Annotated in this window: 20 protein-coding genes; 8 read left to right on the plus strand and 12 right to left on the minus strand. The window is 66.8% G+C overall.

The genetic code is table 11. The features are described from left to right. Positions 1 to 50 precede the first annotated feature (50 nt). Positions 51 to 1,331 (plus strand): isocitrate lyase, encoded by a 1,281-nt coding sequence (gene aceA / locus AX676_RS05205; protein WP_066480446.1) that lies wholly within the window; start codon positions 51 to 53, stop codon positions 1,329 to 1,331. Positions 1,332 to 1,531: 200 nt separating this feature from the next. Here aceA and AX676_RS05210 read toward each other — a convergent pair whose 3' ends face one another. The 3 genes from AX676_RS05210 to AX676_RS05220 are packed head-to-tail and all read right to left on the minus strand — an operon-like array spanning position 1,532 to position 3,616. Beyond that, on the minus strand, positions 1,532 to 1,900 hold the full coding sequence (locus tag AX676_RS05210) for a type II toxin-antitoxin system death-on-curing family toxin (protein ID WP_231726113.1): 369 nt from the start codon (positions 1,898 to 1,900) through the stop codon (positions 1,532 to 1,534). Between the two features lie 20 nt (positions 1,901 to 1,920). Continuing rightward, positions 1,921 to 2,148, minus strand: a complete 228-nt coding sequence (locus AX676_RS05215) for an AbrB/MazE/SpoVT family DNA-binding domain-containing protein (RefSeq protein ID WP_066480443.1) — start codon at positions 2,146 to 2,148, stop codon at positions 1,921 to 1,923. Positions 2,149 to 2,155: 7 nt separating this feature from the next. Next, on the minus strand, positions 2,156 to 3,616 hold the full coding sequence (locus AX676_RS05220) for an MFS transporter (protein WP_082731019.1): 1,461 nt from the start codon (positions 3,614 to 3,616) through the stop codon (positions 2,156 to 2,158). 206 nt (positions 3,617 to 3,822) lie between these two features. On the opposite strand from AX676_RS05220, the gene AX676_RS05225 reads away from it, so the two are divergent. The 3 genes from AX676_RS05225 to AX676_RS05235 all read left to right on the plus strand — a co-directional run bounded on the left by AX676_RS05225 (position 3,823) and on the right by AX676_RS05235 (position 7,141). After that, the gene (locus AX676_RS05225; RefSeq protein ID WP_066480442.1) at positions 3,823 to 4,968 is read left to right on the plus strand and encodes an acyl-CoA dehydrogenase family protein; all 1,146 of its coding nucleotides are present in this window, start codon (positions 3,823 to 3,825) and stop codon (positions 4,966 to 4,968) included. Between the two features lie 159 nt (positions 4,969 to 5,127). Then, positions 5,128 to 5,916: an SDR family oxidoreductase gene (locus AX676_RS05230; protein WP_066480441.1), complete on the plus strand. Its 789-nt coding sequence runs from the start codon at positions 5,128 to 5,130 to the stop codon at positions 5,914 to 5,916. Positions 5,917 to 6,025: 109 nt separating this feature from the next. Further along, entirely contained in the window at positions 6,026 to 7,141 is a 1,116-nt protein-coding gene (locus AX676_RS05235) for an acyltransferase family protein (RefSeq protein ID WP_066480616.1), read from the plus strand. Positions 7,142 to 7,173: 32 nt separating this feature from the next. On the opposite strand, the gene AX676_RS05240 is transcribed toward AX676_RS05235, so the two are convergent. Continuing rightward, positions 7,174 to 9,435: an NADP-dependent malic enzyme gene (locus tag AX676_RS05240; RefSeq protein WP_066480439.1), complete on the minus strand. Its 2,262-nt coding sequence runs from the start codon at positions 9,433 to 9,435 to the stop codon at positions 7,174 to 7,176. 724 nt (positions 9,436 to 10,159) lie between these two features. On the opposite strand from AX676_RS05240, the gene mutS reads away from it, so the two are divergent. Continuing rightward, complete coding sequence (gene mutS, locus AX676_RS05245) at positions 10,160 to 12,739, plus strand: DNA mismatch repair protein MutS (RefSeq protein ID WP_066480613.1); 2,580 nt, start codon at positions 10,160 to 10,162, stop codon at positions 12,737 to 12,739. Between the two features lie 549 nt (positions 12,740 to 13,288). Here the strand turns inward: mutS and AX676_RS05250 are convergent. From AX676_RS05250 to uvrB, 4 genes are all read right to left on the minus strand, one after another. After that, positions 13,289 to 13,798: a hypothetical protein gene (locus tag AX676_RS05250; RefSeq protein ID WP_066480438.1), complete on the minus strand. Its 510-nt coding sequence runs from the start codon at positions 13,796 to 13,798 to the stop codon at positions 13,289 to 13,291. Positions 13,799 to 13,854: 56 nt separating this feature from the next. Further along, positions 13,855 to 14,181, minus strand: a complete 327-nt coding sequence (locus AX676_RS05255; protein ID WP_066480437.1) for a HigA family addiction module antitoxin — start codon at positions 14,179 to 14,181, stop codon at positions 13,855 to 13,857. Beyond that, positions 14,147 to 14,428, minus strand: a complete 282-nt coding sequence (locus AX676_RS05260; protein ID WP_066480436.1) for a type II toxin-antitoxin system RelE/ParE family toxin — start codon at positions 14,426 to 14,428, stop codon at positions 14,147 to 14,149. The genes AX676_RS05255 and AX676_RS05260 overlap by 35 nt, the downstream gene beginning before the upstream one ends. Before the next feature lie 178 nt (positions 14,429 to 14,606). Further along, complete coding sequence (uvrB, locus tag AX676_RS05265) at positions 14,607 to 16,811, minus strand: excinuclease ABC subunit UvrB (RefSeq protein ID WP_066480432.1); 2,205 nt, start codon at positions 16,809 to 16,811, stop codon at positions 14,607 to 14,609. 277 nt (positions 16,812 to 17,088) lie between these two features. Between uvrB and AX676_RS05270 the strand changes: the two genes are divergently transcribed. Genes AX676_RS05270 through AX676_RS05280 form a run of 3 tightly spaced genes read left to right on the plus strand, consistent with a single transcriptional unit; the run spans position 17,089 to position 19,457 of the window. After that, positions 17,089 to 18,447 (plus strand): amidohydrolase, encoded by a 1,359-nt coding sequence (locus AX676_RS05270; protein ID WP_066480431.1) that lies wholly within the window; start codon positions 17,089 to 17,091, stop codon positions 18,445 to 18,447. Beyond that, a complete protein-coding gene (locus AX676_RS05275) occupies positions 18,444 to 19,025 on the plus strand; it encodes a DUF3617 domain-containing protein (protein WP_066480430.1) in 582 nt (193 codons plus the stop codon). The genes AX676_RS05270 and AX676_RS05275 overlap by 4 nt, the downstream gene beginning before the upstream one ends. Before the next feature lie 39 nt (positions 19,026 to 19,064). Beyond that, positions 19,065 to 19,457: a VOC family protein gene (locus AX676_RS05280; RefSeq protein ID WP_066480428.1), complete on the plus strand. Its 393-nt coding sequence runs from the start codon at positions 19,065 to 19,067 to the stop codon at positions 19,455 to 19,457. 12 nt (positions 19,458 to 19,469) lie between these two features. On the opposite strand, the gene AX676_RS05285 is transcribed toward AX676_RS05280, so the two are convergent. The 4 genes from AX676_RS05285 to AX676_RS05300 all read right to left on the minus strand — a co-directional run bounded on the left by AX676_RS05285 (position 19,470) and on the right by AX676_RS05300 (position 23,091). Continuing rightward, positions 19,470 to 19,898, minus strand: coding sequence for a hypothetical protein (locus AX676_RS05285; RefSeq protein ID WP_066480426.1), 429 nt, complete (start codon positions 19,896 to 19,898; stop codon positions 19,470 to 19,472). Next, positions 19,895 to 21,109, minus strand: a complete 1,215-nt coding sequence (locus AX676_RS05290; protein ID WP_066480424.1) for an MBL fold metallo-hydrolase — start codon at positions 21,107 to 21,109, stop codon at positions 19,895 to 19,897. The genes AX676_RS05285 and AX676_RS05290 overlap by 4 nt, the downstream gene beginning before the upstream one ends. Further along, a complete protein-coding gene (locus AX676_RS17055; protein ID WP_156437754.1) occupies positions 21,106 to 21,510 on the minus strand; it encodes an endonuclease domain-containing protein in 405 nt (134 codons plus the stop codon). Before AX676_RS17055 ends, AX676_RS05290 begins: the two co-directional genes overlap by 4 nt. 63 nt (positions 21,511 to 21,573) lie before the next feature. Then, entirely contained in the window at positions 21,574 to 23,091 is a 1,518-nt protein-coding gene (locus AX676_RS05300) for a fumarate hydratase (RefSeq protein ID WP_066480422.1), read from the minus strand. Positions 23,092 to 23,244 lie beyond the last annotated feature (153 nt).

Consider the following 23,244-nt stretch of genomic DNA (forward strand, 5'->3'; position numbering starts at 1 on the left):
CGGCACGCATCACGCGGCGTTTCGGGCGCAAGATTGTAAAGGAACGACAGATGGCCAGCTTCAACGACCTCGTCCCCGCTCCCGCCGGGCGCTTCGACGGCATCGTGCGGCCGTACAGCGCCGACGATGTCGCCAAGCTGCGCGGATCGATCACGATCGAACATACGCTGGCGCGCAAGGGCGCGGAAAAGCTGTGGGAACTGCTGAAAAGCGAAGACTACATCAACGCGCTCGGCGCGCTGTCGGGCAATCAGGCGATGCAGATGGTGCGCGCCGGCCTGAAGGCGATCTATCTGTCGGGTTGGCAGGTCGCCGCGGACGCCAATACCGCCGGCCAGATGTATCCCGACCAGTCGCTCTATCCCGCAAATGCCGGCCCGGAACTGGCGCGGCGGATCAATGCGACGCTGCAGCGCGCGGACCAGATCGAGCATTCGGAGGGTGGCGCCACCCGCGACTGGTTCGCCCCCATCGTCGCCGATGCCGAAGCCGGCTTTGGCGGCCCGCTCAATTGCTATGAGATCATGAAGGCGTATATCGCCGCCGGCGCTGCGGGCGTGCATTACGAGGACCAGCTGGCGAGCGAGAAGAAGTGCGGCCATCTGGGTGGCAAGGTGCTGATCCCGACCCAGGCGCATATCCGCAACCTCGACGCCGCGCGCCTCGCCGCCGATGTCGCCGGTGTGCCGACGATCATCTGCGCGCGCACCGATGCGGAAAGCGCCAAGCTGATCACCAGCGACGTCGACGAGCGCGATCACGAATTCCTGACGGGCGAACGCACGCCCGAGGGTTTTTTCCGCCTGAAGGACGGCACCGGCGTCGATCACTGCATCAAGCGCGGCCTGGCCTTCGCCGAACATGCCGACCTGTTGTGGTGGGAAACGTCGAAGCCCAACATGGACGATGCGCGCCGCTTTGCCGAAGCGATCAAGAAGCAGTTTCCCGACAAGATGCTGGCGTACAACTGCTCGCCCAGCTTCAACTGGGAGAAGAATCTCGACAAGGACGACATTGCGCGGTTCCAGCGCGAGATCGGCGCGATGGGCTACAAGTTCCAGTTCGTGACGCTCGCCGGCTTCCACCAGCTGAACTACGGCATGTTCGAGCTGGCGCGCGGCTACAAGGATCGCGGCATGGCGGCCTATTCGGAGCTGCAGCAGGCCGAATTCGCGGCGGAAGCCAACGGCTACACCGCGACCCGCCACCAGCGCGAGGTCGGTACCGGCTATTTCGACCTGGTCGCGACAACGCTTGCGGGCGGTGCCAGCTCGACCACCGCGCTCGCCGAATCGACCGAGGCCGCGCAGTTCAAGAAAGAAGCCGCATAAGCCGCACCTTCGTTCAAGTTTCCTGGGGAGGAAAGGGTGCCCGCTGGACCATGTGTCCGGCGGGCATTTCCGTTACGGGGCGCGGAAAAACGTCTCTGTCGGCCGCCCCAAGCCATTCAGCCGCGCCCACCCCTTCCCGTCACCCCGGACTTGATTCGGGGTCCATGCGCTGCCTCAGCGGGAAGCCGATCGCTTGTGGCTCAATCCTGCCGCAAATGTGCGCGGAACCAGTCCGTAAGCTGATCAACCCCGAGCTCTCCCGCCGCCAAAGCGAGAAATGTCACCACCAGCTCCGCATCGCTGCAGTCCAATCGATAGCCGTTCAGCGAAAGGAAGGTTTCGCTCACCACCGCTGCGGTTCGCTTGTTGCCATCTACGAACGGATGATTCCGCGCGATCCCGAACGCATAGCTGGCGGCAAGCTCCGCCGCGTCAGGGTCGCCGTAGGCCATCAGGTTCAACGGCCGCGCCATGGCGCTGTGTAGCATGTTTTCGTCGCGCAGCCCTGCGGCGCCGCCATGCTCGGCCAGCTGTTCGTGATGAGCGGCAACGGCCACGCCGACGTCCACCCACACCCATTGGCGAGGCACTATTTGGCAAGCTCACGAAGCGCGGCACGACGGCGCGCCATGACCTCGCGTGCAACCTCCATCTGGGCCTCGAAATCCGGGTCACGCTTGCTGATCGTGAATCCTTCGGGGACCTCGCTCACAAACAGCTCGTCACCAAGCTCCACGCGAAGCCGGGCAAGCAATTCCTTCGGCAAAACGATCCCCGTCGAATTGCCGATTTTGATCAGTTTCAAGGGCTTGGTCATACAAACGTTATAACACGCCTTTCGCTTCCGCGCCAGCCGCCGCGAGCCGGGCGATGCGGGCCTCATGCTCGGCCCGGCCAAAGGGAAAGCGCACGAACACTGCGGTCCCGACCAGCCCGATGACCAGATAGACGATCGAGAAGATCAGCGTCAGCCGGTCGAGCGCGTCGACCGGCACCGCGCCCCGGACCGCATTCTGCGGGAAATCCGCCGCCCACAGGATCAGCCCGCTGAGAAAGATGCCGACGCCGCCGGTGCATTTCTGGATGAAGAAGGACCCCGCGAAGAACACGCCTTCGGAACGGCGGCCGGTCGTGACTTCCGAATGTTCGACCACATCGGCCATCATCGACGCGCCCAGGATCATCGCCGCCACGCTGCACGCCGTGTTGGGCACATAGATGCCGAACAGCACCGGCAGCATCATCGGGCTGTCGACCGCCGGGAACCACCCGGCAAGCCGCAGCCAATAGGGCAGCGTCGCCAGGATCGCCGTCAACAGCGTGAACATCGCCGCCGCGCGCGGCTTGCCCATCCGCGCACCGACGCGCCCGGCGATGGCGAACGCGATGACGACGCCCGCGAACAGCACGCCGGCCAGCACGGTGAAGGCCCCCGTGCCGAACTGCCAGACATAGGAATAGAGATAGTTGGACAGGGCAAAGCTGATGCCCTGGTTGGTGTACACGCACAGCCCCGCGAGCATCAGCACCGCGAACGCCCGGTTGCGCACCGCCTCCACCAGTTCGCGAAACGCCTGGCCCATGCCGCCCTCGACCGCCGGTTGCCGGGGCAGCGACGCGATCTCGCGGTGCGTGCCCGCTGCGGAGATCAGGATGGCGAGCATGATCGCCACGGCGCAGGCGACCGAATAGCTCGCATAGCCCCCGCGATTGGCCAACCCGTCCGCGCCGGGCGTCTCCGGCACCAGGAAAACCGTATAGGCGGCGAGCAGCGCGACCAGTCCGCCCAGCCAGCCGAACAGATAGCGATAGGCGGTCAGCCGCGTGCGCTCGTCATAATCGGCGCTCAGCTCGGGTGCGAGCGCCTGGCTCGGCACCTCATAGGCCGACACCGCCGACCGAACCATCACCGCGGTCGCGAACAGCCAGGCGAGCGTCGCGCCGGGCGACCATGCCGGCGGGTTCCACAGCAGCAGCCAGCCGATCGCGATCGGCAGCGCCGACGCGTACATCCACGGGTGCCGCCGGCCCCAGCGGGTGCGGGTTCGGTCGGACGCGACGCCGATCGCTGGGTCGATGAACGCATCCAGGATCAGCGCGCACATGATCGCGAAGCCCACCGACGCCGCCGGCAGCCCGATCACCTGGTTGTAGAAGAGCAGCAGGAAGGTGCCGAAGCCGTTGTCCTTCACGCCATAGGCGATCGCGCCGACACCGAAGGACAGGGTCGTGCCGGTCCGCACCCGGCGGGATGGCGGCACTGCGGCCGTCACAGCTTCGGTCATGTGCGTTGTCAAACCTTCCGTGCCCGCCAACCCCAGCATAGGCCACCGCGCGCATCGGTCAAACCATCCCGGTTGGAAGATCGGGTATGCCCACCCGCTTGCCCGTGACCGGGCTTCACGCTAGCACGGGGCCGGCGGGAATGGCCCGTTCGAACAACAGGAACGCTGGAGGTCGCCAGCGTCGCACGGCTTGCGAAAGGCAGGGGATGGCGCTGGATCCGGAAACCTTTGACGCGCTGATCGACACGGTCCGCCGCTTCGTCGCGGAGCGCCTGCGCCCGCTCGAGGCGCGGGTCGAGTCCGACGACGCGATTCCCGCCGATATCGTCGACGAGATGAAGGCGCTCGGCCTGTTCGGCCTGTCGATCGCGCCCGAATATGGCGGGCTCGGCCTGACCATGGGCGAGGAGTGCCGCGTCGCGATCGAGCTTGGCCGCACCACGCCCGCCTTCCGCTCGACCTTCGGCACCAATGTCGGCATCGGCAGCCAGGGCCTCGTGATCGCCGGCACGCCCGACCAGAAGGCGCAGTGGCTGCCGCGCATCGCCAGCGGCGAGATCGTCACCAGCTTCGCGTTGACCGAACCCGATGTCGGGTCCGACAGCGGCAGCGTGAAGACCCGCGCGGTCAGGGACGGCGACGTCTATCGGCTGTCCGGCACCAAGCGCTACATCACCAACGCCGACAAGGCCGACCTGTTCACCGTCATGGCGCGCACCGGCGACGAACCCGGCGGGCGCGGCGTTTCCGCCTTCCTGGTGCCGCGCAACCTGCCCGGCGTGTCGGTGGGCGAGCCGGAAAAGAAGATGGGGCAGAAGGGCGCGAAAGTCGCCGACCTCAACCTCGACGAGGTGCCCGTCCCCGCCGCCAACCGGCTGGGCGCGGAGGGCCAGGGCTTCAAGATCGCGATGCAGGTGCTCGATCGCGGCCGGCTGCACATCGCCGCGGTGTGCGTGGGCGTCGCCGAGCGGCTGATCGCCGACTGCGTCGCCTATGCCGGCGAGCGCCGCCAGTTCGGCAAACCCATCGCCGAACACCAGCTGATCCAGGCGATGATCGCCGACTCAAAGACTGAAGCCCTCGCCGCCCGCGCCCTCGTTCTGGAAACCGCCGCGCGCAAGGATGCGGGCGACGACGTGGTCATGGAAAGCGCGGCAGCCAAATACTATGCCAGCGAAATGGTCGGCCGCGTCGCCGATCGCGCGGTGCAGATCTACGGTGGCGCCGGTTACATCGCCGATTACGGCATCGAGCGCCTCTATCGCGACGTCCGCTTGTTCCGCATCTACGAAGGCACCAGCCAGATCCAGCAGCTCATCATCGCCCGCGAAACGATGAAGCGCGGGGGATAGGCTCGCCGCAGCGGATCGGGGAACCCGATCCGTGACCCGGCGGCGAGCCCGGTCAGCGGCGCTTGCGCCGTCTGACGACGCGGCTTTGCCGCGGCGGGCTGCCCGATACCAAGCCTGACTCGACCCGCCTCGGGTCCGACCACCAGTGAAAGGATGCACATGGACACGACCACCCTGTTCCGCCTCGACGGCCGCGTCGCCTTGGTCACCGGCGGCTCGCGCGGTATCGGCAAGATGATCGCCGCGGGCTTCGTCTCCTCGGGCGCGAAGGTCTATATCTCGGCCCGCAAGGCCGACGCCTGCTTCGCCACCGCCGAGGAACTCGGCCCCAACTGCATCGCGCTGCCCCAGGACGTGTCGACCGTCGCCGGGTGCAAGGCGCTCGCCGCGCAGCTTGCCGAGCATGAGGACCGGCTCGACATCCTCGTCAACAATGCCGGTGCCGCCTGGGGCGAGCCGTTCGAGGATTTCCCCGAAAAGGGCTGGGACAAGGTCATGGACCTCAACGTCAAGTCGCCCTTCTTCCTCACTCAGGCGCTGCACCCCGCGCTGAAAGCCGCCGCGTCGCGCGCGCGCCCGGCCAAGGTCATCAACATCACCTCTATCGACGGCCAGCGGCTCAACCCGTGGGAAACCTACAGCTATCACGCATCCAAATCGGCGCTGATCTATCTGACCAAGCGCATGGCCGCCCGGCTGATCCGCGACGCAATCAACGTCACCTCGATCGCCCCCGGCGCCTTCGCGAGCGACATGAACAAGGCCGCGCGCGATCATGGCGACGCGGTCGGCCAAGCGATCCCCGCCAGGCGCATCGGCGAGGCGGAGGACATGGCCGCCGCCGCCATCTACCTCGCCAGCCGCGCCGGCGACTATGTGGTCGGCGACACGATCACGGTCGACGGCGGCCTGGTCAATGCATCGCTGGGGACCAGCATCGACGCGTGAGCCGCATCCCTGCGCATCCCCGCCGCTCTTCCCAACGACACGGCCAGCCACTATCGCTCCCGGCACGGGTCGACGATAGGCGCCTGCGCAGGCGACATGGGGGATAGTGGTGCGGTCAACGACCGGTGAACATTGGATCGCGCTCGATCACATTCGTGCGCTCGCGGCCTTTCTCGTCTTCTGCTGGCATTTCCTCCACTGGATGGACGGCACGCCGGTATCCTTCGACGGCGCGCCCGATGTCTTCGTGCTCGCACCATTTGACGAAGGGCACACCGGCGTCGCGCTGTTCATGGCCTTGTCGGGCTACATCTTCGCCAAGCTGCTCGACGGGCGCCGCATCCTGATCGGCTGGTTCCTTTGGAACCGCTTGCTGCGCCTCGCCCCGCTCCTCCTCGTCACCATGGCGCTTGCGGGTGCCAATATCGTGCTGCATGGCGGCGACTGGGCCGGCTATGCCGCATCCTTGCCGCTGGGCCTGATCCTGCCCAGCTGGCCGAACGGCGGTTGGTCGATCGCGGTCGAGCTGCACTTCTACGTCATCCTGCCCTTGCTGCTGGTCGTGCTGCGCCGCAACCCGGCATGGCTCGCGCTCTCGCTGCTCGGATCGATCGCGCTGCGGACCGGCATTTTCCTTCAGCTGGGCGAGGTGAAGACGGCGGCCTATTTCACCATCATCGGCCGATACGACGATTTCGTGCTGGGGATCCTCGCGTTTCAGTATCGGCACCACTTCGCCCGGCGTCATCGGCTCGCGCTGCTGGTCCTGCTCGTCTATTGCGCCTTCTACTGGGCGTTCGACCGACTGGGCGGCTCGAATGGGCTGGAGCGATCACCGATCTGGATCATCCTGCCGACGATCGAAGCGGCCTGCTTCGCCGCGCTGATTGCATATTATGACCAGTCGACGGCGTTCCGCGACCGCGGCGTGTCGTGGCTGGTCGCGAAAGCCGGCGCGTACAGCTATTCGATCTACCTGCTTCACGCGTTCGTCGTGCACCACATGGCGCGCCTGCTCGACCGATATTTCGACCTGTCGAACTTCTACGTCGCGCTCGCCTTTGCCGTGCCGGCATTCCTGGCGATGCTGCCGATCGGGTATCTCAGCTATCGCTTCATCGAGGCACCGCCGCTCGCCTATCGCCGCCGCTATGCGATCGCCGACCCCGCGCAGTCCAGGCCGGCGACGAACGCGCTCGATCAGGAAGCACGCGAGGCGCTCTAGGCGCCAGGCGGGTGCCGCCCTGGCGGGATCGGCTAGCGCGCGATCCCGCCCGCGGCGAGCACCGCCAGCGTCACCAGCTCGCTCGCGGTGCTCGTCATCGGCGCGATCTGCACCGATTTCTCCATGCCGAGCAGCATCGGACCGATCATCGTGTCGCCGCCCAGTTCGCGCAGCAATTTCGCGGAGATGTTCGCCGACTGCAGCCCGGGCATGATCAGCACATTGGCCGGGCCGGACAGCCGCGCGAATGGAAACTTGGCCAGCTGCACCGGATTGAGCGCCACGTCGGGCGCCATTTCGCCTTCATATTCGAAGCCGACATCGCGCCCGTCGAGCACGCACACCGCGCCGCGGATATTGTCGATCCACTTGCCCTCGGGATTGCCGAAGGTCGAATAACTCAGGAACGCGACGCGCGGCTCATGCCCCATCCGCCGCGCGACCTGCGCGGTCTGTTCGGCGATGTCGGCCAGTTCCTCGGCGCTCGGCCGCTCGTTCACCGTCGTGTCGGCGATGAACACGGTGTGACTCTGGCCGACCAGGATGTGGATGCCGAACGGCGTCTTGCCCGGCAGCGGATCGATGACGCGGCGCACCTCGCGGATATTCTGCGCATAGGTACGCGTGATGCCGGTGATCATCGTGTCGACTTCGCCGAGCTGGAGCATCAGCGCGCCGAAGATGTTGCGGTCCTGGTTGACCATGCGCTCGCAATCGCGGCGCAGATAACCGCGGCGCTGCAACCTGCCATAGAGGAAGTCGACCATGCGCGGCACCAACGGCGACACGCGGCTGTTGTGCACTTCGAAGCTGTCGGGATCCGTCACGCCCAGCGCGCGCAGCCGGTCATGGACATCGTCGCGCCCGACCAGCACCGGCGTGCCATAGCCGCCGTCCTTGAACGCGATCGCCGCGCGCAGCACGACTTCCTCCTCGCCTTCCGCGAACAGCACCCGCTTCGGCCGCGCGCGCGCGCCTTCATAGGCGAGCGTCAGCACCGACGTGGTCGGGTTCAATCGCGCGCGCAGCGTCTGGCGATAGGCCGCCATGTCGAGGATCGGCCGCGTCGCCACGCCTGAATCCATCGCCGCCTTGGCCACCGCGACCGGCACCACCTCCATCAGCCGCGAATCGAACGGCGCCGGGATGATGTAGTCGGGACCGAAATTATGCTGCACGCCATAGGCGATCGCCACTTCCTCGGGCACCCGCTTGCGGGCCAGCTCGGCGATGGCGTTGGCGGCGGCGATCTTCATCGCATCGTTGATGCCGGTCGCCCGCACGTCGAGCGCGCCGCGAAAGATGAAGGGGAAGCCGAGCACATTGTTGACCTGGTTGGGATAATCCGACCGGCCGGTGGCGATGATCGCGTCGGGGCGCGCGGCCTTGGCCTGTTCGGGGCGGATTTCCGGCTCGGGATTGGCCATGGCGAAGATGATCGGTGCGGGCGCCATGTCCTTGACCATCTCGGGCTTGAGCGCGCCGGCCGCCGACAGGCCCAGGAACACGTCGGCACCCACCAGCGCCTCGGTCAGCGTGCGGCGGTCGGTCACCGCGGCGTGCGCCGACTTCCACTGGTCCATGCCCTCGGTGCGGCCTTGATAGATCACGCCCTGGCGGTCGCACATGATGACATTGTCGCCACGCACGCCCATCACCTTGATCAGCTCGGTGCAGGCGATGGCGGCCGCGCCCGCGCCATTCACCACCACCTTGATCTCGTCCATGCGCCGCCCGGTCAGCAGGCAGGCATTGATCAGGCCGGCGGCGGTGATGATCGCGGTGCCGTGCTGGTCGTCATGGAACACCGGAATGTTCATCCGCTCGCGCAACGCCTGCTCGATGATGAAGCATTCAGGCGCCTTGATGTCCTCAAGGTTGATGCCGCCGAACGACGGCTCGAGCAGCGCGACGCAGTTGATGAAGGCGTCGACATCCTCGGTCGCCACTTCGAGGTCGATCGAATCGACATCGGCAAAGCGCTTGAACAGCACCGCCTTGCCCTCCATCACCGGCTTGGAGGCGAGCGCGCCCAGATTGCCCAGTCCCAGGATCGCGGTGCCGTTGGAAATCACCGCGACCAGATTGCCCTTGGCGGTATAGTCGTAGGCGGTGGCGGGATCTTCGGCGATCGCCTTCACCGGCACCGCGACGCCCGGCGAATAGGCAAGTGCCAGGTCGCGCTGCGTCGCCATCGGCTTGGACGCGATGATCTCGATCTTGCCCGGCCGCCCTTCCGAGTGGAACAGCAGCGCCTCGCGGTCGGAAAACTGGTTGGTCGTCTCTTCGGTCATCGCCGCGCGCTCTCCCTCGCCATGCCCCAGCCTCTAGGACGCTGGCCGCGACTGATCCAGCCCCGGCATGACGATTGCCGTCGCCACCCGCCGACCGGTGACATCGAAACGGGTCCCGCATCCCGGTCCCCACCTTTTGAAGCGACGCGGAAACGCGCAGCGTTCGGAGCCAGCTGCGATCGCGTTCCGGTCGGCACTCTTGCCCTTCAGATCGTGACCCCGACCCCTTCCAATCATCGCCCGCCCCTTTTCAGATTGTCACTCCGCCGCTTTTCAGATCGTCACCCCGGCCTTGTGCTGGGGTCCACCGTGCAGCCCGCGATGTCGCTGGCCACTGGTCGCGCGCGACCGGCCCAATCCCGCGCATTCGCCGCTGCGCGTTGCACGGCTTGGCGCGGTGGACCCCGGCACAAGGCCGGGGTGACGGCATGTGGCGAACGTGCGTCGATCCCGTCATGCCGGACCTGATGCAGCATCCAGGCACGATGCCACACAATAGAGACGAAACGGGCACGTGACATTTACGGCCGGTTGCGATCCGTTTCCAATCGTCACCCGTGCATCACATTCGTCGCCCCGGCCTTTCCAATCATCGTCCCGTCACTTTTCAAATCGTCACCCCGGCCTTGTGCCGTCGCCGTCGCGCGCAATTGGCCTTTGGCGCGCCCGCATGGCTGCGCTAACGCTCGCGCCGATGGCTGATGCACCCGCCCCGCCCACGCCGATGATGGCGCAATATCTCGCGCTCAAGGCGGAGGCGCAGGATTGCCTGCTCTTCTATCGCATGGGCGACTTTTTCGAGATGTTCTTCGACGACGCCAAAGTGGCGAGCGGCGTGCTCGACATCGCGCTGACCGCACGCGGCGAACATGGCGGCGACCGGGTGCCGATGTGCGGGGTGCCCGTCCACGCCGCCACCGCCTATCTCCAGCGGCTGATCAAGGCCGGGCACCGCGTCGCCATCGCCGAGCAGGTCGAGACACCCGAGCAGGCCAGGAAGCGCGCAGGGGCCAAGGCGCTGGTCAGGCGCGCGATTGTCCGCGTCGTCACCGCCGGCACGCTGACCGAGGAGGCCCTGCTCGACAGCCGCAGCACCAACTGGTGCGTCGCCATCGGCGAGGCGGCGGGCGAGGTCGCCATTGCCGCCGCCGACGTGTCGACCGGCCGGTTCGAGATCGTGGCCACCCGCGCGGACGCGCTCGTGGCCGAGCTCGCCCGGCTCGCACCGGCCGAGACCATCGTCGCCGAAGGATCGCCGCACGAGGCGCTGGCGACCGGCATCCGCCCGCGCGCCAGCTTCGACAGCGGCGCGGGCGAGGCGCGGCTGCGCGCGCTGTTCGGCGTGGCGACGCTTGACGGCTTCGGCCCGTTCGGGCGCGCGGCACTCGCCGCTGCCGGCGGGCTGGTCGCCTATCTCGACCATACGGCAAAGGGCGCGCTGCCCTTTCTGCGCCCACCGCGCCTCGACCGAAGCGACGCCAGCATGGCGATCGACGCCGCGACGCGCGAAAGCCTGGAGCTGACCCAGTCGAGCGCAGGCACCCGGCGCGGCAGCCTGCTCGACGCGGTCGACCGCACCGTCACCGGCGCGGGCGCGCGACTGCTCGCTGCCGACATCGCCGCCCCGCTGATGGACCGCGCGGCGATCGAGGCGCGGCTCGATGTGGTCCAGTATTTCCACGACACGCCCGGCCTGCGCGACGGCGTGCGCGCGACGCTGCGCGCGCTCCCCGATATCGGCCGGGCGATCGGGCGGCTGGCGGCGGGGCGCGGCGGCCCGCGCGACCTCGGCCAGCTGCGCGACGGGCTGGACGGCGCGTGGCGGCTGGGCGAGCGGCTGGGGCAGATCGCCGACGCGCCCGCGCTACTCCGCACGCTCGCGCCGCAGTTGCGCGGCCATGGCGAGCTGGTCGATCTGCTGAAACGCGCGCTCGTGCCCGAACCGCCTGTCGATGCCAGCGCCGGCGGCTTCATCGCGGAGGGCTATGACATCGCGCTCGACGACCTGCGCGCCACGGGTGCCGGGGGGCGACGCGCCATCGCCGCGCTGGAGGCCGAATATCGCCAGCGTACCGGCATTTCCGCGCTCAAGGTCCGCCATAACGGCGTGCTCGGTTACCATATCGAGGTGCCGGCGCGCGCTGCCGACGCGCTGATGCGCCCCGACAGCGGCTTCACCCACCGCCAGACGCTCGCGGGCGTCGTACGCTTCAACGCCCCCGACCTTCATGACGTCGCGCTGCGCGTCACCCAGTCGGGCGCCCACGCCATCGCTGCGGAGGCCGCGCATCTGGAGGAGCTGACCGCGCGCGCCGTCGACCGGCGCGAGGCGATTGCGGCGACCGCCGACGCGCTCGCGCGGATCGACGTCGCCGCCGGCCTCGCCGAACGCGCCGCAGAGGCCGGGTGGACGCGGCCGGCGCTGGTCGACCATGCCTGTTTCGAAATCAGCGGCGGGCGGCATCCGGTGGTCGAGGACGCGCTGGCGCGCGCGGGCGAACGCTTCGTCGCCAATGACTGCCGCCTGTCGGAGGATTCGCGGCTGTGGCTCGTCACCGGGCCCAACATGGGCGGCAAATCGACCTTTCTGCGCCAGAACGCGCTGATCGCGGTGCTGGCACAGGCGGGCAGCTATGTCCCGGCGGCGCAGGCGACGCTGGGCCTGGTCGACCGCTTGTTCAGCCGGGTCGGCGCGTCGGACAATCTGGCGCGCGGCCGATCGACCTTCATGGTCGAGATGGTCGAAACCGCCGCGATCCTGGCGCAGGCGACCCCGCGCAGCTTCGTCATCCTGGATGAGGTCGGGCGCGGCACCAGCACCTATGACGGGCTCGCCATCGCCTGGGCGGTGGTCGAGGCGATTCATGAGGATAATCGCTGCCGCTGCCTGTTCGCGACGCATTATCACGAGCTGACCCGGCTGGCGGAGCGCTGCCCCGCGCTCAGCCTCCACCATGTCCGCGCGCGCGAGTGGAAGGGCGATCTGGTGCTGCTGCACGAAGTCGCGGACGGACCCGCCGACCGCAGCTACGGCCTGGCGGTCGCGCGCCTCGCCGGGCTGCCGCCGGTTACCATCGCGCGCGCCAAGGCGGTACTGGCAAAGCTGGAGGCCGGGCGCGAGCGGACGGGCGGAATCGCCGCCGGGCTCGACGACCTGCCGCTGTTCGCAGCAGTCGCCACGCCCGAGGCGGCACCCGCCACCGATCCGCTGCGCGACCAGCTCGCGACGCTCGACGTCGACGCCCTCACCCCGCGCGAGGCGCTCGACCTGCTCTATCGATTGAAGGGACTGGCGCTGGAATGAAATGCGACCGCATCGCCCCGGCGCAGGCCGGGGCCGCCAAAAATCGAGGAGAGTGAATGAACCCGCTCATCCTGAGTAGTCGCTGAGCTTGTCGAAGCCTGTCCTGAGCGCCTGCCTTGGCAGGCAGTCGAAGGGCGGCGTGTCGAAGGACAAGCGCAATCGCGCGTCCTTGAAATGAAAGAGGCCGCCGGGGCCTCGCACTCGAGGACCCCGGCGACCTCCGACATGGTCAGCGGCCGGAGAGCTCCAGCCCGGGAGACCATGCGGGCCGCGTTACCGAAGCGGACATGCGTTGATTGGAGGAGGATACCTCCCGCATGTCATTACGGACGGAGGGCTTCCGTCCGCGCTTCAGCTCAGCGGCGCGTCTCCCGAACGAACTGAACCGACCCCATTGCTGAACCATGAGACATCGGATCACCTCCTTTCGCTAGTTGAAGCCTGCGCACCCTGCTGGATGCACGACGAATGTGAATCACCGCGAGTCGCAGAACAAGACTTGAATTGAAAATAATTATCGACGATTCTGCTCGCCCTGCCGATCGGCGATCAGCGTCGGCAGTCCTCCGTCACCCGCAGCAATTCTGGCCAGGCCGGCACGACCAGCGGCGCGGCCGGCGGCGCCTCGACGATGAAGCGCCCGCGGCTGAATCCCATTGCGTCGAGCAGCGGGTCGCGCGCGCCCAGGCTGACCTCCACCCCCGCCGCCGTTGCGGTGCCGGTCAGCGCGCGCACGGTGCTCGTCGTCCGGATCGTCACCGCCGTCCCCTGCACGCCCGCGCGCGTCAGCACCACGCGCTGCCCCGCCCGGTCGCACCGTACCGCCAGCGCGGCGGCGGGCGCGCTGCCAAATGTCGCCTGCGATCCGCCGGAAGTCGCCGCATAGGCCCATGTCCCCGCCGCCATCGGCCAGTCGCGCCAATCCCCGACATAGGGGTTAGGCGCAACCGGAGGCACCGCCGCGGGCGGCGGAGCAGCGACGGGCGCCGGCGGCGGCTTGGAAGGCGCGACACACGCGCCGAGCACGACCAGCGACGCAAACGGGATGAGGATACGCATCACGCGCTTATGGGCGAACCCGCGCCCCCGCTCAACCGCTCGATAGCAGCTTGCGATCAGGCCGCCCGGGGCACGATGCGATCGAGCTCGCCATTCAGCGCACGCTTGGCTTCGAGTAGTTCGTAATCCGTCTGGAGACCAAGGAAAAAGCCCTCGGACATGCGGAAATAGCGGGCGAGGCGCAGGTCAAGTTCGCCATCCATAGGCACAGTGCCTGCGATCACCGCCTGAACGCGCGCGCTATCGACGCCGATCGCTTGGCCCAGCGAAGCCGCATCCATGCCCAGCGGCTCCATGAATTCCGACCACAGCAATTCGCCAGCATGGCTGTTGTGCAGCCAGTCCGGGTTAGTGGTAGTCGGTGATTTCGACGCGCTCTGCATGTCCGTCCTTCCAGACGAAGCATATACGCCATTGGTCGTTAATTGAAATACTGAGCTGGCCAACGCGGTCGCGCTTGAGCGCATGGAGTCGGTTTGAGGGCGGGTTGCGCAGGTCGTCCAGCGTCCGCGCCCGGTTGAGCAGCTTCAGCTTGTCGAGGGCGCGATCCTGAATGTCAGGCGGCAGCTTCCGGCTCCGCTCGCCGCGCCAGATGCGTTCGGCTTCAGGATCGACGAAAGAGTGGATCATGGCTCGACCTAATCAATACGGGACAAGCCATCTCATTAGCGCCCAACAATTGAATTTAAACAAGAGCTTATGTCGCACGGTGCGACAAAACCATTTTCCCTAAGTCACGAAGAATAAATCAATTATTCGGATCGTATTCTAACTTCCCATCATGCGACAAATATTACTTTTCAATTATTTAGCTATTCGACCCTGCGCGAAAACTTTTTGAAAATTTCCGCTGCGTCTTGCCGAAGCGGTCCTTGCGGGTGCCCGGCTTGCCTTCGTTGGAGCGGCCCATGATCGGGGCCTTGCGCTGGTCGTCGGGGAGACCGAGTTCCTGGGCCTCAAGCGAACGGATTTCGTCGCGCAGGCGGCCGGCTTCCTCGAACTCGAGGTCGGCGGCGGCCTTGCGCATCTTCTTTTCGAGATCCTCGATATAGCTGCGCAGATTGTGGCCGACCATGTGCGGGCGATCGGCGTCGATCTCGACGGTCACCTGGTCCTTGCTGGCGACGTGCGCGATGATGTCGCCGATGTTGCGCTTGATCGTCGTCGGCGTGATGCCGTGCGCGGTGTTGTAGGCGATCTGCTTTTCGCGCCGGCGGTCGGTCTCGCGCATCGCGCGCTCCATGCTGCCGGTGATGCGATCGGCATACAGGATAACGCGCCCCTCGACGTTGCGCGCGGCGCGGCCGATCGTCTGGACGAGCGAGGTTTCCGAACGCAGGAACCCCTCCTTGTCCGCGTCCAGGATCGCGACCAGCCCGCATTCGGGAATGTCCAGCCCCTCGCGCAGCAAGTTGATGCCGATCAGCACGTCATAGACGCCCATCCGCAAGTCGCGGATCAGCTCGATCCGCTCCAGCGTCTCGACGTCGGAATGCATGTAGCGGACCTTGAGCCCCGCTTCGTGCATATATTCGGTCAGGTCCTCGGCCATCCGCTTGGTCAGGGTGGTGACGAGGGTGCGATAGCCCAGCTCGGCGGTCTTGCGTGCCTCGACGATCAGGTCCTGCACCTGTTCCTCGACCGGGCGAATTTCGACCGGCGGGTCGATCAGGCCGGTCGGGCGGATGACCTGTTCGACGAAGACGCCGCCGGTCTGCTCCATTTCCCAGCTGCCCGGGGTTGCCGATACCGACACCGTCTGCGGGCGCATCGCGTCCCATTCGTTGAAGCGCAGCGGCCGGTTGTCGATGCACGACGGCAAGCGGAAGCCATATTCGGCGAGCGTGATCTTGCGCCGGTGGTCGCCGCGCGCCATGCCGCCGATCTGCGGCACGGTCACATGGCTTTCGTCGACGAACAGCAGCGCGTTCTCGGGCAGATATTCGAACAGCGTCGGCGGCGGCTCGCCGGGCAGCCGCCCGGTCAGGAAGCGGCTGTAATTCTCGATGCCTGCGCAGCTGCCGGTCGCGGCGATCATCTCCAGGTCGAAATGGGTGCGCTGCTCCAGCCGTTGCGCTTCCAGCAGCTTGCCTTCGGCCTGCAATTCCTTCAGCCGCTCGGCGAGCTCGAAACGGATCGCTTCGGTCGCCTGCTTGAGCGTCGGGCCTGGCGTCACATAGTGCGAATTGGCGTAGACCCGGACATAGTTGAGGCTGGCGACCTTCGATCCGGTCAGCGGATCGAACTCGACAATCTCCTCGATCTCATCCCCGAAAAAGCTGATCCGCCAGGCGGTGTCCTCATAGTGCGACGGGAAGAGTTCGAGGCTATCGCCGCGCACCCGGAAATTGCCGCGCGCGAACGCGGCCTCGTTGCGCTTGTACTGAAGCGCGACCAGCTTGCGGATGATCTCGCGCTGATCGACCACCTGGCCCTTTTTCAGGTCGAAGATCATCGCCGAATAGGTCTCGACCGAGCCGATGCCGTAGAGGCACGAGACCGACGCGACGATCAGCACGTCGTCGCGCTCCAGCAACGACCGGGTCGCCGAATGGCGCATCCGGTCGATCGCTTCGTTCACGCTCGACTCCTTTTCGATATAGGTGTCGGAGCGCGGCACATAGGCTTCGGGCTGATAATAGTCGTAATAGCTGACGAAATATTCGACCGCGTTTTCGGGGAAGAAGCTCTTGAACTCGCCATAGAGCTGGGCTGCGAGGATCTTGTTGGGCGCCAGGATCAGCGCCGGTCGCTGGAGCTCCTCGATCACCTTGGCCATGGTGAACGTCTTGCCCGATCCGGTGACGCCCAGCAGCACCTGGTCCTTCTCGCCCGCGCGCGCTTGCTCGACCAGCTCGGCGATCGCGCCCGGCTGGTCGCCGGACGGGGTGTATTCGCTCACCAGCTTGAATCGCTTCCCACCCTCGACCTTGTCCGGGCGCTGGGGCCGGTGCGGCACGAAGCTCTGCCCGGTATCGGGCTCGGCGAGGCTGGTGCGAATCTGAATGGCCATGCGCCGCAATATGAGAACGAACCGGGTCCGCGGCAACCGGAAGCCGAACAGGCCGACCGCAAACTGGCTTTTGGGTCCGGGCACCAACCATCTATCCGCGTCACCCCGGGCTTGACCCGGGGTCCCGCTTTATCTTGCGACGGAACAGGCAGTGGGACCCCGGATCAAGTCCGGGGTGACAGGTAAATCTCAAGCGATTGTGTTCGGTGACTCAGGCTCCGGACTCGACTTGGCATACGGTTGCGATAGGCTGGGAAAAACTTCCGGGGAGAGATCGATGCGCCGTTCGTCCGCCACCTTCGTGTCCGCGCTGCTGATCGGCAGCGCCATCGCGATGCCCGCTTATGCCGAGCCCGATTACGCCCAGGCCGTCCGCGCCGATTACGCGCGCGACCTGGCGCAGACGTTCGAGTGGTTCCACCGCAACCCCGAATTGTCGTTCAAGGAAACCAGGACCGCGGCGCGCATGGCGGCCGAGCTGCGCAAGGTGCCCGGCGTCGTCGTCACCGAAGGGGTCGGCGGCACCGGCGTGGTCGGCGTGATGAAGAACGGGGCGGGTCCGGTGGTGCTGGTACGCGCCGACATGGACGGCCTGCCGGTCGAGGAGAAGTCGGGGCTCGGCTATGCATCGACCGTGCGCCAGGTCGGTGTCGACGGGGTCGAGACGCCGGTCATGCACGCCTGCGGCCATGACACCCACATCACGTCGATGATTGGCACCGCGCGGCGGCTGGCGGCGATGAAGGACCGCTGGGCCGGTACGGTCATGTTTGTCGTCCAGCCCGCCGAGGAGCGCGTCGGCGGCGCCAAGGCGATGGTGGCCGACGGGCTCTATACCCGCTTCGCCAAGCCCGACTATGCGCTCGCCTTCCACGTCGCCGCCGACCTGGCGAGCGGCAAGGTTTCGGCGTCGGAGGGCATCCAATATGCCTCGTCCGATTCGGTCGACATCATCGTGCCGGGCATCGGCGCGCATGGCGCAAGCCCCCATGCGGGCAAGGACCCGGTCTATATGGCGTCGCAACTCGTCATCGCGCTCCAGGGGCTGATCAGCCGCGAACAGCAGCCGCTGAAGCCCGGCGTCATCACCGTCGGCTCGTTCCATTCAGGGCTGAAGCACAACATCATTTCCGACGAAGCGCGCCTGCAGGTCACGGTGCGCGCCAATGACGAGGCGGAACGCAAGCGGCTGATCGACGGCATCAAGCGCATCGCGCGCGGGGTCGGCGAATTGAACGGCATGCCCGAAGACAAGATGCCGGTGGTCAACGTGATCGAAGGCACGCCGACCACGATCAACGACCGCGACCTCGCCCAGCGGCTGAACGGCGTGATGAAGGCCGCGCTGGGCGACGACGCCTTCGTCCCGTTCGAGCAGAAGGGCATGGGTGCGGAGGACTTCACCTATTTCGTCCAGCCCGACACGGGGGTGAAGGGCTATTATTTCGCGGTCGGCGGCACGCCGCAGGCGGCGTTCGACGCCGCGGCCAAGGGTGGCCCCGCCGTCCCCTCGCACCATTCGCCGCTGTTCAAGGTCGCGCCCGAACCCGCGATCGTCACCGGCACGATCGCGATGACCGCCGCGGTGCTGGAACTGATGAAGCCGGGCGGCGCGGGCGCGGGTGCCGGGCAATGACCGCCGCGCGGATCCTGATCGCGCCGATGATCCTGATGCTGGCGGCCTGTGGCGGCGGCAGCGGCGGTAACAGCACCGTCGAGCAGGCGGCGGAGACCGGCGAGGTCGATCTGACCAATGCAGCACCCGGCGAAGTCGCCAAGCAGGCCAAGGCATCGGGCGCAATGCGGCTCAATCCGGGCGAGTGGGAAACCACAGTCGAAGTGGTCGATATCGACATCCCGGGAATGCCCAAGGGCGGTCCGCATAGCGACGTGATGAAGGTGATGCGCGAGGCCAAGACCACCGTCACCAACTGCGTCACGCCCGAGGAGGCCGAGAACCCGGAATCGGGTGTCTTCACCGGCTCCAACGGCCAGTGCCGCTATGAACGCTTTCGCATGGGCGGCGGCCGGATCGACGGCACTCTGGCATGTCGGGGCAAGGACGGCGGCGGCGACATGCGGATGTCGGTCAACGGCACCTTTTCCGACACCGCCTTCGCGCTCGACAATGCGATGGAAACGCGCATGGGCGACAGCGTGATGAAGATGAGGGCCAAGGTCAGCGGCAAGCGGATCGGCGCGTGCAAGGGCTGAGGTCGCCGGAACGGACATATCGGACGTAGGGAGAGGGACATGATCGGCTATGTGACGTTGGGCGTGAACGATCTGGATCGCGCACGCGCCTTCTACGATGGGCTGCTGGGCGTGATCGGGGCCAAGCGGCTGATGCAGATGGAGGAAAACGGCTTCACCATGTACGGCACCGACTGGAAGATGCCGGGCATCGCGATCACCAAACCCTATGACGGCAATGCAGCACGCGCCGGCAACGGCAACATGGTCGCGCTGATCATGGACAGCCGCGACAAGGTCGATGCGCTCCACGCCAAGGCGCTGGAGCTCGGCGGGACCTGCGACGGACCGCCGGGACTGCGCGCGCCGGAAGAGATGGGCTTCTACGGCGCCTATTTCCGCGACCCGGAAGGCAACAAGATCGCCGCGTTCAACGCCCCGATGCCGGGCTGAGGCAGGGGTGGCTCAGCCGAGCCGGCGATAGGCGACGCGCCACATCAGCAGCGCAACGGCAATGCCGGGCGGCGCGGCGGCAATGCCGGTCGCCAGCGCGCTGATCCAGCGATAGCGCGCGCTCGCCGCGCCGAGCATGTCGGCATCGGCATTGAGCAGCACGCCAAACAACAGGCTGGCCGCCACTCCGGCGACGATGGCCGCGGTCGGGCCGGTCAGCCCGATGCGCCGTACCATCACCCACAACAGCCCGCCCAGCACCGCGACGACCGGTGTCGCAACGACGCTCGCCAGTCCCCAGACGAGCAGCAGCGCCGCGACGTCATGGCCGCCGCCCAGTGCATGGAGCGCGGTGGCGAGGGTGCCGGTCGCAAGACCACCGGCCAGGCAGGCGAGGCCGATCCGGTCCAGGCTGGCATGTTCGAGCCGGCGGCGGATCATTTGAGCGCACGCACCGCCGGCGTGTCGAGGCAGCGATCGATTTCCCCCCGCGGACGCGGCGGCGGGAGGGTTGCGTCGGTAGCCACCGGCACCTCGACCGTGCGGCCGATGGCGATCGCGTCGAAGCGCCCTGGCACCCTTGCACAAGCCATTGCGGCCTTTAGCAGACGCGGCGGGGTGTCGCGCGCTTCATAGGACAGGCGGAACGTGCCCCAGTGGATCGCGATCGCTCGCGTCGCGCCCAGCCGGCGGAACAGCTCGACCGCCTCGACCGGACCGACATGGCTGCCGGTCGACATCTGCCCCGGCTGGAAGCGGAACGCACCGATCGGCAGCAGCGCGAGGCGGATCGGCCCGTAGCCGCGCGCTTCGTCCGCCCAGGCGTAATCGCCCGCGCCGGTGTCGCCGGCGAAGAACAAATTGCCGCCGCTCGGCAGCTTGACGACGAAGCTCGACCACAGCGCCCGGTTGCGATCGGTGAACCAGCGGCTCGACCAATGATGGTTGCGGGTGACAATCACTTCCGGCGCGCTGATCCGGGGATCGCGCGCGCACGCGTCGCTATCGTCGCAGCGCGGTACGATCTCAGTCCGCCCGCCCCAGTCAAGCGCCGCCGCGGGCACGCCCGCCTGGCGGATCACGCTGTCATTGCCCAGGCTGGTGACGATCTGCGGCCGGTCGCGATCCCACAGCCTTTTGAGCGTGGCGAGGTCCATGTGATCGTAGTGATTGTGGCTGACCACCACCAGGTCGATCGGCGGCAGGTCGTCGAAGCGGATGCCGGGTTCGGCCACCCGGCTCGGGCCGAAGCCGAAGGGGCCGGCGGTGTCCGACCAGATCGGATCGGTCAGGATGTTGAGGCCGGCGGTCTGGACCAGCACGGTCGCGTGTCCGACCCAGGTGACCAGCATCCGATCGCCCGCGACCCGGCGCGGCGGCTTGGCCGGCGTGACCGCGACGCGCGCGGGCCAGGGCGGCCGCCCGTCATTGCCGGTCGCCTGGGCGAACAGAAACGCCCCCCGGCTGCGCCGCGTCGGCGTGGATGCGGTGTCCTCGCCATCGGGATTGAAGAAGCGTTCGCCATCATAATGCCCGCTCTCGCGCCCGTCATAATAGCGCCGGTCGAGGAACGAGGGCACGATCGCGATGGCAAGCAACGCGAGGATGACGAGCCAGAGCAGGACGGCGAGAAGGTAGCGGAGGAGGGTCATAGATCCTCCCCATGCCTCGCATGGGGAGGGGGACCGTCCGCAGGACGGTGGAGGGGAATTGTGCAACGATCGAGCAGATGGACAACCACCGCGTCAGGGTCGCGCAAGACCTCCACCGCCGCCACTCGAATCGTCATGATGTCCTGTTCCTCAAGCCAAGCGTCCCGTCGTGCGTCGCGTTGCGGCCGATCGCCAAGTTCATGTGTCATGCCATCTATTTCGATCGCGATGCGGGCAGCGGGCGCGTAGAAATCGAGCACATAGGGCCCGATCGGATGCTGGCGACGAAACTTTACACCGCCCGGCCTTGTTCGAAGCCGCTGCCATAGCAGGACTTCGGGTAAGGTCATGTCGGTACGCAGCTTTCGGGCGCGGACAACGCTTGTTCGTGGTGCCGGCATCAAACCCCTCCACCAGCCTTTGGCTGGTCCCCCTCCCCGTCCACGACGGGGAGGATCTTGTCCTCACCCGACCAGCAACCCCTCCTTCGCGATCTTCTCCCGCCAAACCAGAGGGGCGAGCTGGTGGACATTGTTGCCTTCCGCATCCACCGCGACGGTGACCGGGAAGTCGCGCACCTCGAATTCGTAGATCGCTTCCATGCCGAGGTCGGCGAAGCCCACCACACGGCTCCCCTTGATGGCGCGCGCGACGAGATAGGCCGCGCCGCCGACCGCCATCAGATAGGCGCTCTTCGCCTCGGCAATCGCCTCGGTCGCGGCCGGGCCGCGCTCGGCCTTGCCGACCATGGCAAGCAGGCCCTGATCGAGCATCATGCGGGTGAACTTGTCCATGCGCGTCGCGGTGGTGGGCCCGGCGGGGCCGACCACTTCCTCGCCCACCGGGTCGACCGGGCCGACATAATAGATCACGCGGCCCCTGAACTCGACGGGCAGCTTCTCGCCGCGGTCGAGCATGTCCTTGATCCGCTTGTGCGCCGCGTCACGCCCGGTCAGCATCTTGCCGTTGAGCAGCAGCCGGTCGCCCTGCTTCCACCCCTGCACCACCTCCGGCGTCAGCGTGTCGAGATCGACGCGGATCGCCGCCTTGTCGGGTGTCCAGTTGACGTCGGGCCATTCGTCCAGCTTCGGTGCCTCCAGATAGGCGGGCCCCGATCCGTCGAGGGTGAAGTGCGCGTGACGGGTGGCGGCGCAATTGGGGATCATCGCCACCGGCTTCGACGCGGCGTGCGTCGGCCAGTCGGCGATCTTGACGTCGAGGATGGTGGACAAGCCCCCCAGCCCCTGCGCGCCGATGCCGAGCGCGTTGACCTTGTCGAAAATCTCGATGCGCAGCGCCTCGATGTCATTCTGCGCCCCGCGCGCCTTCAGCTGCGCCATGTCGATCGCGCCCATCAGCGACTCCTTGGCGAGCAGCATCGCCTTTTCCGCGGTGCCGCCGATGCCGATGCCCAGCATCCCCGGCGGGCACCAGCCGGCGCCCATCTGCGGCAGCATTTCGAGCACCCAGTCGACGATCGAATCGCTCGGGTTCATCATCTTGAACTTGGACTTGTTCTCGCTGCCGCCGCCCTTGGCCGCGACGTCGATGCTGACGGTCGCGCCCGGCACCATTTCGACGTGAAGGACCGACGGCGTGTTGTCGCGGGTGTTGCGGCGGGTGAAGGCGGGATCGGCGAGGATCGAGGCACGCAGCTTGTTCTCGGGGTGGAGATAGGCGCGGCGCACGCCTTCATCGATCACGTCCTGAAGCGAGCGCGTGCTGTCCAACCGACAATCCTGACCCCATTTGACGAAGACGGTGACGATGCCGGTGTCCTGACAGATCGGACGATGCCCCTCCGCGCACATGCGGCTGTTGGTCAGGATCTGGGCGATCGCGTCCTTGGCTGCCGGCGACTGTTCGGCGCGATAGGCGTCGCCCAGCGCGCGGATATAATCCATCGGGTGGTAGTAACTGATGAATTGCAGCGCGTCGGCGACGCTTTCGATGAGGTCGGATTCGCGGATGGTCACAGTCATGCGGCGGGTCCCGGCATTAGGAACGAAGGGCAGTGCGATGCCGCAGCCCTAATCGCCCCGCCGCCATCCTCCAACCCCCGCCTTGACCGATCGCCAGCCGATTAACCACGCCTGCAAGCCATTTCGCAATCGCCGCGCCGCTAGCGGGGACAG

The sequence above is a fragment of the Sphingomonas sp. CCH21-G11 genome, from assembly GCF_001555965.1.
GTDB lineage: Bacteria > Pseudomonadota > Alphaproteobacteria > Sphingomonadales > Sphingomonadaceae > Sphingomonas.